Origin of the sequence: Pseudomonas sp. NFR16, assembly GCF_900108875.1 — a bacterium.
GTDB lineage: Bacteria > Pseudomonadota > Gammaproteobacteria > Pseudomonadales > Pseudomonadaceae > Aquipseudomonas.
In genome coordinates this window covers 346,138-361,700 of record NZ_FNYJ01000005.1, presented here as the reverse complement: position 1 = coordinate 361,700, position 15,563 = coordinate 346,138, and the positions used below count along the sequence as shown (strand labels likewise).

12 protein-coding genes are annotated in these 15,563 nt (G+C 58.8%); 6 read left to right on the top strand and 6 right to left on the bottom strand.

What is annotated here, in order from left to right:
• Window positions 1-86: 86 nt before the first annotated feature.
• Window positions 87-572, bottom strand: coding sequence for an acyl-CoA thioesterase (locus tag BMZ10_RS20350; protein WP_093466406.1), 486 nt, complete (start codon window positions 570-572; stop codon window positions 87-89).
• 309 nt (window positions 573-881) lie between these two features.
• On the opposite strand from BMZ10_RS20350, the gene BMZ10_RS20345 reads away from it, so the two are divergent.
• The gene (locus BMZ10_RS20345) at window positions 882-2,645 is read left to right on the top strand and encodes a cation:proton antiporter (protein ID WP_093466404.1); all 1,764 of its coding nucleotides are present in this window, start codon (window positions 882-884) and stop codon (window positions 2,643-2,645) included.
• Between the two features lie 31 nt (window positions 2,646-2,676).
• Here BMZ10_RS20345 and BMZ10_RS20340 read toward each other — a convergent pair whose 3' ends face one another.
• The 3 genes from BMZ10_RS20340 to uvrD all read right to left on the bottom strand — a co-directional run bounded on the left by BMZ10_RS20340 (window position 2,677) and on the right by uvrD (window position 6,698).
• A complete protein-coding gene (locus BMZ10_RS20340) occupies window positions 2,677-3,084 on the bottom strand; it encodes an SMI1/KNR4 family protein (RefSeq protein WP_093466402.1) in 408 nt (135 codons plus the stop codon).
• Between the two features lie 130 nt (window positions 3,085-3,214).
• Window positions 3,215-4,066 carry a Tim44 domain-containing protein gene (locus BMZ10_RS20335; RefSeq protein WP_093466400.1) on the bottom strand — a complete coding sequence of 284 codons (852 nt, stop codon included), beginning with the start codon at window positions 4,064-4,066 and terminating at the stop codon, window positions 3,215-3,217.
• Window positions 4,067-4,514: 448 nt separating this feature from the next.
• Window positions 4,515-6,698, bottom strand: a complete 2,184-nt coding sequence (gene uvrD, locus BMZ10_RS20330; protein ID WP_093466398.1) for a DNA helicase II — start codon at window positions 6,696-6,698, stop codon at window positions 4,515-4,517.
• Between the two features lie 223 nt (window positions 6,699-6,921).
• Here uvrD and BMZ10_RS20325 point away from each other — a divergent pair, with 223 nt between their 5' ends.
• The 3 genes from BMZ10_RS20325 (at window position 6,922) to BMZ10_RS20315 (ending at window position 10,430) form a co-directional block, all read left to right on the top strand.
• Window positions 6,922-8,961, top strand: coding sequence for a putative bifunctional diguanylate cyclase/phosphodiesterase (locus tag BMZ10_RS20325; RefSeq protein WP_093466396.1), 2,040 nt, complete (start codon window positions 6,922-6,924; stop codon window positions 8,959-8,961).
• Window positions 8,962-9,106: 145 nt separating this feature from the next.
• On the top strand, window positions 9,107-9,973 hold the full coding sequence (gene hexR, locus BMZ10_RS20320) for a transcriptional regulator HexR (RefSeq protein WP_074754821.1): 867 nt from the start codon (window positions 9,107-9,109) through the stop codon (window positions 9,971-9,973).
• Between the two features lie 226 nt (window positions 9,974-10,199).
• On the top strand, window positions 10,200-10,430 hold the full coding sequence (locus tag BMZ10_RS20315; RefSeq protein WP_093466393.1) for a PA3496 family putative envelope integrity protein: 231 nt from the start codon (window positions 10,200-10,202) through the stop codon (window positions 10,428-10,430).
• Here BMZ10_RS20315 and BMZ10_RS20310 read toward each other — a convergent pair.
• Window positions 10,384-11,334 carry a LysR family transcriptional regulator gene (locus BMZ10_RS20310; RefSeq protein ID WP_093466389.1) on the bottom strand — a complete coding sequence of 317 codons (951 nt, stop codon included), beginning with the start codon at window positions 11,332-11,334 and terminating at the stop codon, window positions 10,384-10,386. The two genes, BMZ10_RS20315 and BMZ10_RS20310, sit on opposite strands and share 47 nt — an antisense overlap.
• Window positions 11,335-11,529: 195 nt before the next feature.
• Here BMZ10_RS20310 and BMZ10_RS20305 point away from each other — a divergent pair, with 195 nt between their 5' ends.
• Together BMZ10_RS20305 and oadA are read left to right on the top strand one after the other, a co-directional pair.
• On the top strand, window positions 11,530-12,945 hold the full coding sequence (locus BMZ10_RS20305; protein WP_093466386.1) for an acetyl-CoA carboxylase biotin carboxylase subunit: 1,416 nt from the start codon (window positions 11,530-11,532) through the stop codon (window positions 12,943-12,945).
• An 11-nt stretch (window positions 12,946-12,956) separates the two neighbouring features.
• On the top strand, window positions 12,957-14,765 hold the full coding sequence (oadA, locus tag BMZ10_RS20300) for a sodium-extruding oxaloacetate decarboxylase subunit alpha (protein ID WP_093466382.1): 1,809 nt from the start codon (window positions 12,957-12,959) through the stop codon (window positions 14,763-14,765).
• A 113-nt stretch (window positions 14,766-14,878) separates the two neighbouring features.
• On the opposite strand, the gene BMZ10_RS20295 is transcribed toward oadA, so the two are convergent.
• Window positions 14,879-15,478 carry a hypothetical protein gene (locus BMZ10_RS20295; protein WP_093466379.1) on the bottom strand — a complete coding sequence of 200 codons (600 nt, stop codon included), beginning with the start codon at window positions 15,476-15,478 and terminating at the stop codon, window positions 14,879-14,881.
• Window positions 15,479-15,563: the final 85 nt, after the last annotated feature.

The window sequence follows — 15,563 nt, the reverse complement described above, 5'->3', positions numbered from 1 at the left end:
ACACAACGTTCCGCTACGGCTGCCCGGCAGATCACCGGGCACGCCGCGTTCTTACAGCGAGCTCGCTTTGGACTTAAGTCTGACGATCAAACGCCGTCTTCTCTGATTTCGCGATACCGCTTTTCCAGTTCTTGACGAATCTGACGACGCTGCTGCGCCTGGACATAGCGACGCTTGTCTTCGCTCGTGGCGGGAGTCAGGGGCGGCACGCTGGCCGGTTTGCGTTGGTCGTCCACGGCAACCATCGTGAAGAAGCAGCTGTTGGTGTGACGAACAGAGCGCTCGCGGATGTTCTCGGTCACAACCTTGATGCCCACTTCCATGGATGTGTTGCCGGTGTAGTTCACCGAGGCCAGGAAGGTCACCAGCTCACCTACATGGATCGGCTCACGAAAAATCACCTGATCCACGGACAGGGTAACGACGTAGCGACCGGCGTATCGGCTCGCGCATGCGTACGCAACCTCGTCCAGGTACTTCAAGAGTGTGCCGCCGTGCACGTTGCCAGAGAAGTTGGCCATGTCCGGGGTCATCAATACAGTCATCGACAGCTGGGCGTTTCCGGGTTCCATAGCATGCTCACGGTCATTTGAGTCAATTTGGCACCTTGTGTAGGTGCTCGGATGCAGATCGGCTTTAAAACCGACGATATCGGGACGCCGGCAGCGGGTTCGCCGTCACGCACTCGCCTATCTGTTTCCATATATTGCACCGGCTTTATCCGCTTTTGTGCGGTGTTAACCTGCGAAAACCCTTGGATTGGGTAATTCCTGCGCTTCTTCCGGAAATTTCTGGCTTCGCTGATGATATTTCGTACAGCCATCATCGATCTTTCAGGCAGAAGCGCGCATTTTCGCTGTCGTCACAAGGAGCCCGCGCCCATGCATGCCATCAGTTTCATTCAGGATCTGGCAGTCATCATGCTGGTCGCAGGCGTGGTGACAGTCGTCTTTCATCGGCTCAAGCAGCCCGTTGTACTCGGTTACATCGTCGCCGGCTTCATCATTGGGCCGCATACCCCGCCGTTCGGCCTGATTCATGATGAAGACACCATCAAGACCCTTGCCGAACTCGGTGTGATTTTCCTGATGTTCTGTCTCGGACTGGAGTTCAGTCTGCGCAAGCTGTTCAAGGTCGGTGCGACGGCCTTCATTGCCGCTTTCCTCGAAATCATGCTGATGATCTGGATCGGCTATGAAATCGGCCAGTTTTTCGCGTGGAACACCATGGATTCACTGTTTCTGGGTGCGATCCTCGCCATTTCCTCGACCACGATCATCGTCAAGGCACTCAATGATCTGAAGATGAAGAACCAGCGTTTCGCACAGCTGATCTTTGGTGTGCTGATCGTCGAGGACATTCTGGGTATCGGCATCATTGCGTTGCTGTCAGGCATCGCGGTCAGCGGTACGGTCAGCTCGGGCGAGGTGTTCTCCACCGTCGGCAAGCTCTCGCTGTTCATGATTGTGGCGCTGGTCATCGGCATTCTGGTGGTGCCGCGACTCTTGGCGTATGTGGCGAAGTTCGACAGCAACGAAATGCTATTGGTCACGGTGCTGGGACTGTGTTTCGGTTTCTGCCTGCTCGTGGTCAAGCTTGAATACAGCATGGTGCTCGGGGCGTTCCTGATCGGCGCCATCATGGCCGAATCCAGACAACTGGCAAAAATCGAGCATTTGGTCGAGCCGATTCGGGACATGTTCAGCGCGATCTTCTTCGTTGCCATCGGTTTGCTGATCGATCCGCAGATCCTGCTCGATTACGCCTGGCCGATCGCAGTCATCACGGTGGCGGTGGTGTTGGGCAAGATGCTGTCCTGCGGGCTCGGCGCATTTATCGCCGGTAACGACGGCAAAACTTCACTGCGCGTGGGAATGGGGCTGTCACAGATCGGCGAGTTCTCGTTCATCATCGCGGCCCTGGGAATGACACTTCAGGTCACCAGCGATTTCCTGTATCCGGTGGCGGTTGCAGTATCGGCGATCACAACCTTGCTCACGCCTTATCTGATCCGGTCCGCTGATCCGCTTTCCCACAAACTGGGCAGTATCGTGCCGACGAGAGTCGCCCGGGTTTTCGGCATGTACGGAGAGTGGCTGCGCAGCATCCAGCCACAGGGCGAGGGCGCGCTGCTGGCTTCGATGATCCGTAAAATCCTGCTGCAAGTCGGCGTGAATCTGGCACTTGTCGTGGCGATCTTCTTCTGCGGGGCATTTTTCGCCGAGCGCATCGGCGAGTATTTCAGCGAGTGGGTCACCGAAGTCGGACAGCAGAAAGCCTGGATCTGGGGTGCGTCGTTGTTGCTGTCGTTGCCGTTTCTGATCGCGGCGTATCGCAAGCTCAAGGCGCTGTCGATGCTGCTGGCGGAGATGGGCGTGAAGCCCGAAATGGCCGGGCGGCATACCGCGCGGGTCAGGCGTGTGATTGCGGAGGTCATCCCATTGGTGTCGTTGCTGGTGATCTTCCTGCTGATCGCTTTGCTGTCGGCGAGCATGCTGCCCACCAGTGAGTGGCTGCTGTTGATCGTCGCGGTGGCGGGGGTGGTGGCGGCCGTGTTGTGGCGCTGGTTCATCCGGGTGCATACGCGCATGCAGATCGCGCTGCTGGAAACACTGGGTAATCATCAGGAGCCTTCAGAGCGTTAAGCTCCGAAGGCTTAGCTGCTGCGGGACGGTTTCAGCTTTCGAGCCAGACGTCTCGCGCCCAGTGCCAGACCGATTCCCAGCTCTCTTCGGTGACGATTTCTTCCTCGCCCGACCACAGCACGACCGTGCCGTCCTCCTCGACGCAATAGTAATCTTCACCGTCCTGACAGATCGGGATCAGCTCGCGCGGAACGCCGATGTCCCAGGCGTTCGCCGCCACATCCGGCAGATAGGTGTGCGATTGCGGGTCGGTGACGGTCACCGGCTCCAGGCTGCCGTACACCACGTCGCTGACGGTCAGCAGAAATTCTTTGAAGACAAAGGGGATGTTGATGAACAGCTGCTCTTCGATTTCGACGAGCTGATCTTCGTCCGGCAGCTCCAGCGGGACGGGAACTGGCTCATTGGCTTCACGGAGTTGTTCGATGACTTCTTCCACGACGTGGATCCTCTAACGATTTACGCGGGTTATACAGTAGCTCAAAGGCATCGCCAAATTAACCGCGGGCTCAGAAAAACAAAACCCCGAACAGTGTCGGGGTTCTGGATTAACCATGCCGCAAAGCGTTTCAGCCGTTCTGGCGGATACCGGCAACCAGCCAAGGCTGGTTTTCGCCCGGTGCGCGTTCCATGTTCCAGCTCTCGCTGAACACTTCGCCCTGGTCGAAGCGGGACGTTTTGGAGACACCCGAGAACGTCAGGGTCGCGATGGTCTTGTCGGCGCGATCATCCAGGCCGTCCAGCTGCACGGTCAGGTTGTCGATGTAGGTCGACTGGAAGCCGTCGCCCAGATCCGCACGTTCCTTTTTCAGGAATTGCAGCATCTGCGGGGTCACGAACTCGGCGATCTTGTCCATCTCGTTAGCATCCCAGTGCTGCTGCAGCGACTGGAAGTGCGTGCGAGCGGCTTCAAGGAAGCGTTCTTCGTTGAACCAGGCTGGCGCATTGATCACAGGGCGAGCTGCCGCAGCAGGCGCAGCACCACCGAAGATCGAAGTGTTCTGAGCCGGCTGCTCGAACGTTTCACGCTGGTAAGGCGCGCCAGCGGGTGCCATGTGCGGCTGTTGCTTGCGTCGACGTGCCGCGATGAAGCGGAAGATCACGAATGCGATGACCGCCATGATCAGGATGTCGAAGAATTGCATGCCCTGGAAACCACCGCCCATGAACATGGAGGCCAGCAGGCCACCGGCGGCGATACCGGCCAGTGGGCCCAGCCACTTGGAAGCACCGCCTGCAGCAGGCGCAGGACGACCGGCGGCATTAGGTGCAGCGGCAGGAGCAGAAGGAGCTGTCTGGCGCGCCTGGTGACTTGGCGCCGAGCCCATGCTCTTGCCACCACCGAAACGCGCGGCGTTGGCATCCAGGCTCATGGTGAGACCGATGACCAGCGCCAAAGCGATGCTTAGAAAACGTTGCATATTGGGAATTCCCGTTTGTGGATTGCACGCGCGCCATGTTGCACAGGACAAATGTGTCTGACCAGCAGCCATATGTTTCTGGCTTTTGCGTGGATCTCAACAGCGCCCGTACTACTTGGGTTGTGGGGCGATGGAGAAAGTTCTGTAGGAAAGATGGGGGCCCGATGTAGGAATGCAAGAGCGCAGGGGTTTAAGGCCATTGGTTCTCCACCGTATGCGCGGCCTCTTCCCGGCTAAAAGCTAATCCTACAGACGCCGCGAGCTTTCCCTGTCCGGCTGAATCCGGCCCTCCAGACGCTGAAAGCTTTTCTTCCCGGCTGAAGCCGGTCCTACAAACGCTGGGAGCTTTCGTAGGACCGGCTTTAGCCGGGAAGGCGTCAGGTGTTGCGACGGTGATCGACAGGGGCGGTAAGACAGTCAGCTCACACCTGCAACATACTGGGCAGGATCAGACGGGTTCCAACTTTGCGTAGCCCAGCATCAGCCATTTGCTGCCTTCGGCAAAATTCACCTGAACCCGAGCCTGTGCACCTGAGCCCTCGAAATTGAGGATCACGCCCTCGCCAAAGACCGCATGTTGCACGCGCTGGCCCAGCGAAAACTGGCTTTGCGGGATACCTTCACCGTCGAACAAGCGGCTTGGCGCCATCGTTTTGGAGCCACCGAAAGGACGCGTCACGCTGTTGGAGAGACGCACTTCCTGAATCAGATTCGGTGGGACCTCACGTACGAATCGTGAAACCTTGTTGTAGGTCTCGCTGCCGTACAGGCGCCGGGTTTCGGCGTAGGTCAGGACCAGATGCTGCATCGCGCGTGTAATGCCGACGTACGCCAGGCGTCGCTCTTCCTCAAGACGACCCGGTTCTTCCAGGCTCATCTTGTGCGGGAAAAGGCCTTCTTCCATGCCTACGAGGAACACGTAGGGGAACTCAAGACCTTTGGCGCTGTGCAGCGTCATCAGCTGAATGCTGTCTTCGTGCTCGTCCGCCTGCGTGTCGCCTGCTTCAAGCGACGCGTGGCCGAGGAACGCGGCCAATGGCGTCAGGTCTTCCTCTTCTTCGCTGTTCTCGAAGGCGCGGGCGGCGCTGACCAGTTCTTCAAGGTTTTCCACCCGTGCCTGGCCTTTCTCACCCTTTTCTTCCTGGTGATACGTGATCAACCCGGATTGCTCGATGACGGTCTGAGTCATCAAGTGCAGCGGCATCTCCATGACTTTGGCAGAAAGGTTTTCGATCAGCTCGATGAACGCGCCCAGCGCACTGGCAGCACGTCCGGTGAGACCTTTGTTTGCAACCAGCTGACGCATGGCTTCCCACATCGAGACATCGGCGTGGCGGGCATGCTCGCGTATTGCCTCGACGGTCTTCTCGCCGATACCACGGGGTGGCACATTGATGACCCGCTCAAGCGCGGAATCGTTGCCGCGACCGTCGAGCAGGCGCAGATAAGCCATGGCGTTCTTGATTTCGGCGCGTTCGAAGAATCGCTGACCGCCATAGATGCGGTACGGAATCCGCTCACGCAGCAAGGCCTCTTCCAGAACCCGCGACTGGGCGTTGGACCGATAGAGAATCGCGATATCGCTGCGCGACAGGCCTGTCTTGATGGCGCTTTCGATGGTTTCAACCACATAACGCGCTTCGTCGTGCTCGTTGAAGGCCGCGTACAGGCTGATCAACTCGCCGTCGCCGACATCGGTCCACAGCTCTTTGCCCAAACGGCCGCTGTTATTGACGATCAGGCCGTTGGCCGCTTTGAGAATGCTCGCCGTGGAGCGGTAGTTCTGCTCAAGACGGATGACCTCGGTGTCCGGGAAGTCATCGGAATACTGATGAATGTTCTCGATCTTGGCGCCGCGCCAGCCGTAAATCGACTGATCGTCATCGCCCACCACCATCAGGCTGTCGCCGCCCTTGGCCAGCAGACGCAGCCAGGCGTACTGCACGGCGTTGGTGTCCTGGAATTCGTCCACCAGCACATGGCGGAAACGCCGCTGATAGTGTTGAAGCAGGCCTGGATGGTCCCGCCACAAGTCGAGAGCGCGCAGCAGCAGTTCGGAGAAGTCAATGACGCCGGCGCGCTGGCAGGCCGCTTCATAGGCTTCGTAAATGCTGCGCATGGTTGCCAGGAACAGGTCGCCACTGGCCTGAATGTGTTGCGGGCGAAGCCCTTCGTCCTTCTGGCCGTTGATGAACCACTGCGCCTGACGCGCAGGCCAGCGCTGTTCATCCAGACCCAGCTCGCGGATCACGCGTTTGACCAGACGTTGCTGATCATCGCTGTCGAGGATCTGGAAGCTCTGACTCAGTCCCGCTTCCTGCCAGTGCGCGCGCAACAGGCGATGCGCCAGACCGTGGAAGGTGCCGACCCACATTCCGGCCGGGTTGATACCCATTAACTGCTCGATGCGGTGGCGCATCTCGGCAGCGGCCTTGTTGGTGAATGTCACCGACAGGATCGAGTGCGGCGAGGCATTTTCGACCTGGATCAGCCAGGCGATACGATGCACAAGCACGCGGGTTTTGCCGGAACCAGCGCCGGCCAGGACCAACTGACGACCCAGCGAGGCGGCTACGGCCTGACGTTGGGCATCGTTGAGGGAATTAAGCAGAAGGGAGAGATCATCGCGCATCGGCGCATTCTAGGGTGCCGGGGTGGAGTGGGCAAACTCTTACGCCGGTCGGTCGCAAAGTCAGACCGTCACTCGCACAGAATGCGGTGTCAGACTGCGGATCTGTTGTTCGATGAAAAGCGCGATCCGACCGTCCATACAATTTATTTTTCTGACTGTTTGGTCTGTTGGGTGGCTTGTGTATGCTCCGCTGACGCTCAAGGCCCTAACTATAAGAACTGCCATGATCTCCAGCTCCGAAGCCCCGGCCGACTCTGTGGCGACACGACGTGTCATCCGCAGCCAGTTCGCTACCCAGCTTGCAGTCGAGCGCACACGCCTTCTATATCAAGGGTCGCTGCTGCCGACTCTGTTCATGTTCATCAATGGTCTGCTGTGCGCCTGGCTGCTCTGGAGCCCGGAACGCTACGTGCTGGTCAGCGTCTGGCTCGGCTGGCTGTCGGCGCTGGTCTGTCTGCGGGTGCTGCAGGTGGCGGCGTTTCGCGCGGCTTCGCCGCAGCGCCAGGCGCATCCGGTCTGGACGCGCATGTTTCTGGCCGGCGCCTGCGTCAGCGGGCTCACGCTGTCGAGTGCGGCGCTGGCGCTGGTGCCTGTGGAAAACTTTATTCAGCAAGCGTGGGTGTTCGGCCTGATCGGTGCGGCGACACTGTCAGCCAGTGTGGCGTACGCCGTGAGCATCCCGGCGTTTCTGACCTTCGCCGTGCCTTGTCTGCTGCCTCCGATCATCTATCTGTTCTGGGGCGCAGAGGTGCCGATGCGGGGTTGGGGCTGGCTGGGCCTGATCCTTCTGCTGGCGCTCATCGTCGTGGCCATTCAGGTCAACAGGCTGATTCAGCGCGGCCTCATCCGCCGTTTTCAAAACCTTGCGCTGATCGAGCACCTGCAACAGGCGCAGGCGAAAAGTGATGAGCTGAATCGCGAGCTGGCGCGACAGTACGAAGAGCGCACGCGATTCCTCACTCATTACGACGAACTCACCGGGTTGGCCAATCGTGCGCTGTTCAACGAGCGTCTGCGCGAGGCTAACCAGCGCGTGCGGCAGGGCGGTAAGAACCTGACGCTGCTGCACATCAACCTTGATCGCTTCAAATTGCTCAATGACAGCCTGGGTCATGACATCGCCGATCAGCTACTGCGCTTGGTCGCTCGGCGCTTGAGCGCGGAATTGGCCGGCGCCGACACCGTCGCCCGGCTGTCTGCTGATGAATTTGCGGTAATCCTCGACAGTCACGCAAATCTGACCACGCTGGCGCGGCTGACCACGCGACTGCTCAGCAAATTGCGCTCGCCGATCACGGTTTCCGGACATGATCTGGTGATCAGTGCGTCGATCGGGATCGCGCTGTTGCCTGACTCGGCGCGTGACCTGGCGGCTTTGGTCAGTCAAGCGAACATGGCCATGCAATACGCCAAGCACTTGGGCGGCAACAACGTCCAGTTCTATACGGAAAGTCTGCAGGCGCGCACGCTCGAGCGTTTGCAACTGGAAATCCAACTGCGCCGCGCGATTGAAGACGGCCAGCTTGAGGTGTTCTATCAGCCCAAACTGGAATTGGTCTCCGGACGAATGAACTCAGCAGAGGCCCTGGTGCGCTGGCGCCATCCTGCGCGCGGTATGGTGCCGCCCGGCGAATTCATCGGGTTGGCGGAAGAAACAGGACTGATCGCCGATATCGGCGAGTTCGTGTTGCGTCAGGCTTGCCGCCAGGCGTGTGAGTGGGTGCGGGACGGAATCGCGCCGATCCGGGTGTCGGTCAATCTGTCGGTGCATCAGTTGCGGCAGGGCAAGCTCGTCAGCCTTGTGCGTCAGGTGCTGGATGAAACCGGGCTGCTGCCCGAATACCTAGAGCTTGAGCTGACCGAGAGTCAGTTGCTCGATAGCGTCGAGCACATCATCACGACCTTCCAACAGCTGCGTGAGCTGGGCGTAAAACTTGCGATCGACGACTTCGGCACGGGCTATTCATCGCTGAGTTACCTCAAGCGTTTCCCGGTCGATTACGTGAAGATCGATCAGTCATTCATTCGCGGCCTGAGCGAGGGCACGGAGGACGCAGCGATCACCCGGGCGATCATCGCGATGGCGCATAGCCTTGAGCTCAAAGTGGTGGCAGAGGGCGTAGAAGACTGCACACAGCTGGACTTCCTGAAATCCCATGGCTGCGATGAAGTGCAAGGTTATTTGATCAGTCGTCCTGTCGAAGCCGACGCGATGGGCGAGGTGTTGCGTAATCGGGTGGGCGAGGCCTGGAGTCCCGTGTAAAAAGTCCTACACTGCAAGGCGACCTGTCATTCAGCTGTGATCGGTTTGCCGACGGCGAGCTCGTTTAGCTGTGCGGTTTGCAGGTCATGTAGTATAACTACAAAAAAGCTACAGCCCGGCCCATCCTTCTATTGAGTCCTGTCCTTTGAATCTGTTGCAGCACATCGCCCAGTCACGCCATCTCTTACGCAAGTCGGAGCTGAAAGTAGCAGACCATGTGCTGCTCGATCCGGCGGCCGTGATGCACAGCTCCATGGCCGATCTGGCCCACAGCGTCGGCATCAGCGAGCCCACTATCGTGCGGTTTTGCCGCGCCATCGGTTGCACCGGTTTTCAGGATCTGAAACTCAAGCTGGCCCAGAGCCTGGCCGCAGGCGCGAGTTTTGGTCAGTTTGCGATCCATGAAGATGACTCGGTTGCCGACTACAGCCTGAAGATTTTCGACACCACGCTGCACACGCTGATGGAAGTGCGTGAAAAGCTCGATCCCCATGCGTTGCAGGCTGCTGTCACGGTGATGGCGGCAGCGCATCGCGTGGAGTTCTACGGATTCGGTGCATCGGGCGCAGTCGCTGCCGACGCTCAGCATAAGTTCTTCCGATTGTTGCTGACGGCGGCTTCCTACTCTGATCCGCACATGCAGGCGATGTCCGCAGTGACGCTCAAGCCAACCGACGTCGCCGTGTGTATCTCGCAGTCGGGCCGCTCGAAGGATCTGCTGATCACCGCCAATCTGGTGCGTGAGAGCGGCGCCAATTTGATTACGCTCTGCCCGAGTCAGACACCGCTGGCCGAATTGTCGACAGTCAATCTGGCGATCGATGTGCATGAGGACACAGAAATCTATACCCCGCTGACCTCGCGCATTGCCCATCTGGTGGTCATCGACGTACTGGCGATGGGCGTTGCCATGGCCCGCGGCCCGAGTCTGGTCAACCATCTCAAAAGCGTGAAGCGCAGCTTGCGCAGCCTGCGGTTGTCGCCGAAGTCGATCAAATCCGCTGAGGATTGAGCGATCTGTTCAGCATCGATTCTGTGGGAACGAGCTGGCTCGCGAAGGCGCAGAGGCGAGCGGCGAAGGTGTAAATTTCCAGGCATCTTCGCCAGCAAGTTCGTTTCCACAGGCGATGCATCGATCGGCCGGTCTTCAGCGTTCACCAACTTGTAACCCACGCGCCACCTGATCGTCACGGCTCAGGGCCACTCTGTACTCCCGCACACGCAATGGGAGACAGGATATGCCTCGGCACTACGATGACTCGCAGCAGCACAGCAGCTCAAGCGCCAAAACCCGCCGTCAGCAGGAAGATCAACGCCGCATGGCGTTTCGGCGTGCGATCGAAACCTACTCCGAAGAGCGCCGCTTGAATCAGGAGCTCTCAGACTACCTCGATGCCGCGTCGGCCAATTTCTGGCAGAGCGCTAACGTTTCGGAAGGCGGCCATCAAAGCGCGCGACCAGCTCGCTGATCTGCGCCCGCTCGGTGCGAATGAACGCAAGGAATGCGTGAGCCACCGGCGACAACCGCTTTTCTCGCGCCTGGACCACGCACCAGCTCCGATACAGAGGCAACTCGGCCACTGGCAACTCTTTGAGCGTGCCCGTGGCCAGTTCCAGGCTCAGCGCATGCCGGGTCAGCAGCGCGATACCCAATCCCGCCACCACACACTCACGCTGCGCCTCGGCTGAGGACACCTCCAGCGAGTGTTCAAAGTGGATGCGCTTCTCCTTGAAATACTCCTCGCACGCCTTTCGCGTCCCCGAACCCGATTCGCGGATAACCAGCGTATGACCTTCCAGGTTCTTCAACGAAGGGTTGTCCAGCTGTGCCAGCGGATGATCGGGTCTTGCGACCGCAACGATCGGGTTATTCAGAAAAGGCAGGAATTCCAGGTTCATGTCCTGTGGGACCATCGACATCACCACCAGGTCATCCCGGTTATCGGACAGTCGACGGATCACCTGCGCTCGGTTGACAACTGTCAGGTTGAGCATGACTTCGGGATACTGGCGCCTAAAAGCGGCGAACAGGTGTGGAACGAAGTACTTTGCACTGGACTCGATCGCAAGCTTCAGTTGACCCTGCAGTGAGCCCTGCATGTCTGAAAGCTGCATGTCGAGGTTTTCCAGCCGGCCAAAAATGTCACGGCTTGCCATCTGCAGCGCCTCAGCGGCCTCGGTCAGGTAGAGCTTTTTACCGACGTATTCAAAAAGCGGCTGGCCGATCAGTTCTTCCAGTTGCCGAATCTGCAGGCTGACGGCAGGTTGCGTCAGCGACATTTCCTCTGCCGCACGGCTGTAGGAGCGCAAATCGCAGACCTCATTAAAGATTCGCAATTGCCGCAATGTCATACGCATCAATGACTTACGCATGATTCACACTCTCCCGAGTCATCTCGAACAAGCACTATAAGGTTTTACTTATGTTTAACCCAATTTTTACTCATTTTTATTAATTGATGATTGGTCTTAGGGTGGCTTCATCGCAGCGGCGTAACACTCGGTAACGGTTGTCGCTACGAACTGACCGGTTTCCGGTCCGTCTGCTCATCGGTCGAGGAAATGCCAGTGATAACAAAAATCCTGATCGCCAACCGCGGAGAAATTGCTGTCCGGATCGTGCGAGCCTGCGCAGAAATGGGCATCCGTTCGGTGGCGATCTATTCCGACGCGGACCGCCACGCGCTCCATGTAAAGCGCGCGGATGAGGCTTACGGCATCGGCGCTGAACCGCTGGAGGGTTATCTCAACCCGCGCAAGCTGGTGAATCTGGCTGTCGAAACCGGCTGTGATGCGCTGCACCCAGGGTATGGTTTTCTTTCGGAAAACGCCGAACTGGCGGAAATCTGCGCCGAACGCGGGATCAAGTTCATCGGCCCCTCCGCGGAAGTGATCCGCCGCATGGGTGACAAGACCGAAGCGCGCCGCAGCATGATCAAGGCTGGCGTACCGGTCACACCCGGCACCGAAGGCAATGTGGCGGACGTCGCCGAAGCGTTGATCGAAGGGGATCGCATCGGTTACCCGGTGATGCTCAAGGCCACTTCTGGCGGCGGTGGGCGCGGTATTCGGCGCTGCAACAGCCGCGATGAGCTCGAACAGGCGTTTCCCAGGGTCATTTCCGAGGCGACCAAGGCGTTCGGCAAAGCGGAAGTCTTCCTCGAAAAATGCATCGTCAATCCCAAACACATCGAGGCGCAGATTCTTGGCGACAGCTTTGGCAATGTCGTGCACCTGTTCGAGCGCGACTGCTCGATTCAGCGCCGCAACCAGAAGCTCATCGAAATCGCGCCAAGCCCGCAACTGACCCCGGAGCAGCGCGCCTATATCGGCGATCTGTCGGTGCGCGCAGCCAAGGCGGTGGGCTACGAGAACGCCGGCACCGTGGAGTTTCTGCTCGCCGAGGGCGAGGTGTACTTCATGGAGATGAACACCCGCGTGCAGGTTGAGCACACGATTACCGAAGAAATCACCGGGATCGACATCGTTCGCGAACAGATCCGTATCGCCTCGGGGCTTCCGCTGTCGGTCAAGCAGGAAGACATCATTCATCGCGGCTTCGCGTTGCAGTTCCGCATCAACGCGGAGGACCCGAAGAACAACTTTCTGCCCAGCTTCGGCAAGATCACCCGTTACTACGCGCCCGGCGGACCTGGCGTGCGGACCGACACGGCGATTTACACCGGCTACACGATTCCGCCGTTCTACGACTCGATGTGCCTGAAGCTGATCGTCTGGGCGTTGACCTGGGAGGAGGCGATGGACCGTGGCTTGCGTGCGCTGGATGACATGCGTCTGCAAGGGGTGAAGACCACCGCCGCCTATTACCAGGAAATCCTGCGTAACCCGGAATTTCGCAGCGGCCAGTTCAACACCAGCTTCGTTGAAAGCCACCCTGAACTGACCAATTACTCGATCAAGCGCAAACCCGAAGAGCTGGCCTTGGCCATCGCCGCCGCCATTGCCGCCCATGCAGGCCTGTGAGGAACACGTAAATGTCCAAGAAGATCTTCGTTACTGACACCATCCTGCGCGACGCCCACCAATCGCTGCTGGCCACCCGCATGCGCACCGAGGACATGCTGCCGATCTGCGAGAAGCTCGACAAAGTCGGCTACTGGTCGCTGGAGGTCTGGGGCGGCGCGACATTCGATGCTTGCGTACGTTTTCTGAAGGAAGACCCTTGGGAGCGCCTGCGTCAGCTGCGCGCCGCGCTGCCGAACACCCGTCTGCAGATGCTGCTGCGGGGTCAGAACCTGTTGGGATATCGCCATTACAGCGACGATGTGGTGAAAGCGTTCGTCGCCAAGGCTGCGGTCAACGGCATCGATGTGTTCCGCATCTTCGATGCCATGAATGACGTGCGTAACCTGCGCGTTGCTATCGAGGCGGTGAAAGCGGCGGGCAAGCATGCTCAAGGCACCATCGCTTACACGACCAGCCCGGTGCATACCATCGAGGCCTTCGTAGCGCAGGCCCGGCAGATGGAAGCCATGGGCTGCGACTCCGTCGCGATCAAGGACATGGCCGGTCTGCTGACCCCCTATGCGACAGGCGAGCTGGTCAAGGCGCTCAAAGCCGAGCAGTCACTTCCGGTCTTCATTCACTCTCACGACACGGCCGGTCTGGCTGCGATGTGCCAGCTGAAGGCTGTTGAGAACGGCGCCGACCACATCGACACCGCGATCTCCAGCTTTGCGTGGGGCACCAGCCATCCAGGCACTGAGTCGATGGTCGCCGCTCTCAAGGGCAGCGAGTTCGACACGGGGCTGGACCTGGAACTGCTGCAGGAAATCGGTCTGTATTTCTACGCCGTGCGTAAGAAATATCATCAGTTCGAAAGTGAGTTCACCGCCGTCGACACGCGCGTGCAGGTCAATCAAGTGCCGGGCGGGATGATTTCCAACCTCGCCAACCAGCTAAAAGAACAGGGCGCACTCAACCGGATGGGCGAGGTGCTGGCTGAAATCCCACGCGTGCGCAAAGACCTCGGTTATCCGCCTCTGGTGACGCCGACTTCGCAGATCGTCGGCACGCAGGCGTTTTTCAACGTGCTGGCGGGCGAGCGTTACAAGACCATCACCAATGAAGTGAAGCTTTACCTCACTGGCGGCTACGGCAAGGCGCCGGGTCAGGTGGACGAAAAGCTGCGTCGTCAGGCCATCGGTAATGAAGAGCTGATCGACGTCCGTCCAGCGGACCTGCTGAAACCGGAAATGACCAAGTTGCGCGGTGAAATCGGCGCGCTGGCAAGATCCGAGGAAGACGTGCTGACTTATGCCATGTTCCCTGACATTGGGCGCAAGTTCCTCGAAGAACGCGCTGCGGGCACCTTGTCACCAGAGCCGCTGTTGCCGATCCCTGAGCCTGGCACAGTCGCCAAGGCGGGCGGCGAGGGCGTGCCGACCGAGTTCGTGATTGACGTTCACGGCGAAAGCTACCGCGTCGACATCACTGGCGTGGGCGTCAAAGCCGAAGGCAAGCGTCATTTCTACCTTTCCATTGATGGCATGCCGGAAGAAGTGGTGTTCGAGCCGCTCAACGAATTTGTCGGCGGTGGCATCGGCAAGCGTGCGCAGGCAAGCAAACCGGGCCATGTCAGCACCACCATGCCTGGCAATATCGTCGAGGTGCTGGTCAAGGAAGGCGACACCGTCAGAGCAGGTCAGGCAGTCTTGATCACCGAGGCGATGAAGATGGAAACCGAAGTGCAGGCAGCGGTTGCTGGCAAGGTCGTGGCGATCCATGTCGCCAAAGGCGATCGCGTGAATCCAGGCGAAATCCTGGTCGAGATCGAAGGTTGATCTCGATGCTCAAGAAATGAACAGCCTCCTGCGCCTTGACGCAGGAGGCTGAGGTTTACCTCTGGGGGAGCACTCGTTGCTCCCCTTTTTTTGCCTGTCGAACAGGCTGACTGTTAGTGCGGCTTGTAGTGTTTCTGAAATACGTGCAGCACTTCCTTGAACGACATTTTGCCCTTGCCGATCTCCACCATCTGGTCTTCAGGCAAGTAGCTGAATTTCACGTAGAGCATCTTGCCTTTGGCTTTGTCCGAGTGACTCAGCCCGTTGATGGCTTTCTTCAGGGCTTCGAGCTGCGCGGGAGCGCCAATGATGTTCGTCCAGTCCGGTGCGGGAATCAGGCTTCCGAGAAAGCCTGCGACGGCGGACAGCAGTTCGTTGGCCGGAAACACCCCAGAGAAGCGCTGATTGGGCGCGTACGGGCTGATGCCCATGTAGAGCTTGGGCAGGGTTTTGATCTGCGATTCCAGACCGCGTTGCGGGTGGGCGAGCAGGAACTCGACGACTTGCACGGCGGTACCGACGATGACCAGAGACTGGACGCCGGCTCCCGTCTCGGAAAAAAGGTAGTGATTATTCGAACCGGCAACTGCTTTTTTCAGCTGCCCCCGGTCGATGATGATGCTTCCATACTTGCCCGATTTCAGAACGGGTTCAGGAACGCGCCATGGATTTTCAGGCGCTGCGGTTGCACGGAATTGATTGAGATCTTGCATGGGACTCTTCCTTGAATGAGTAGGGACATTCACTTCCTGTGAACATCCTTAAAGTAGGCCCGGAAGCGTCTCCGCGTGGCCATCC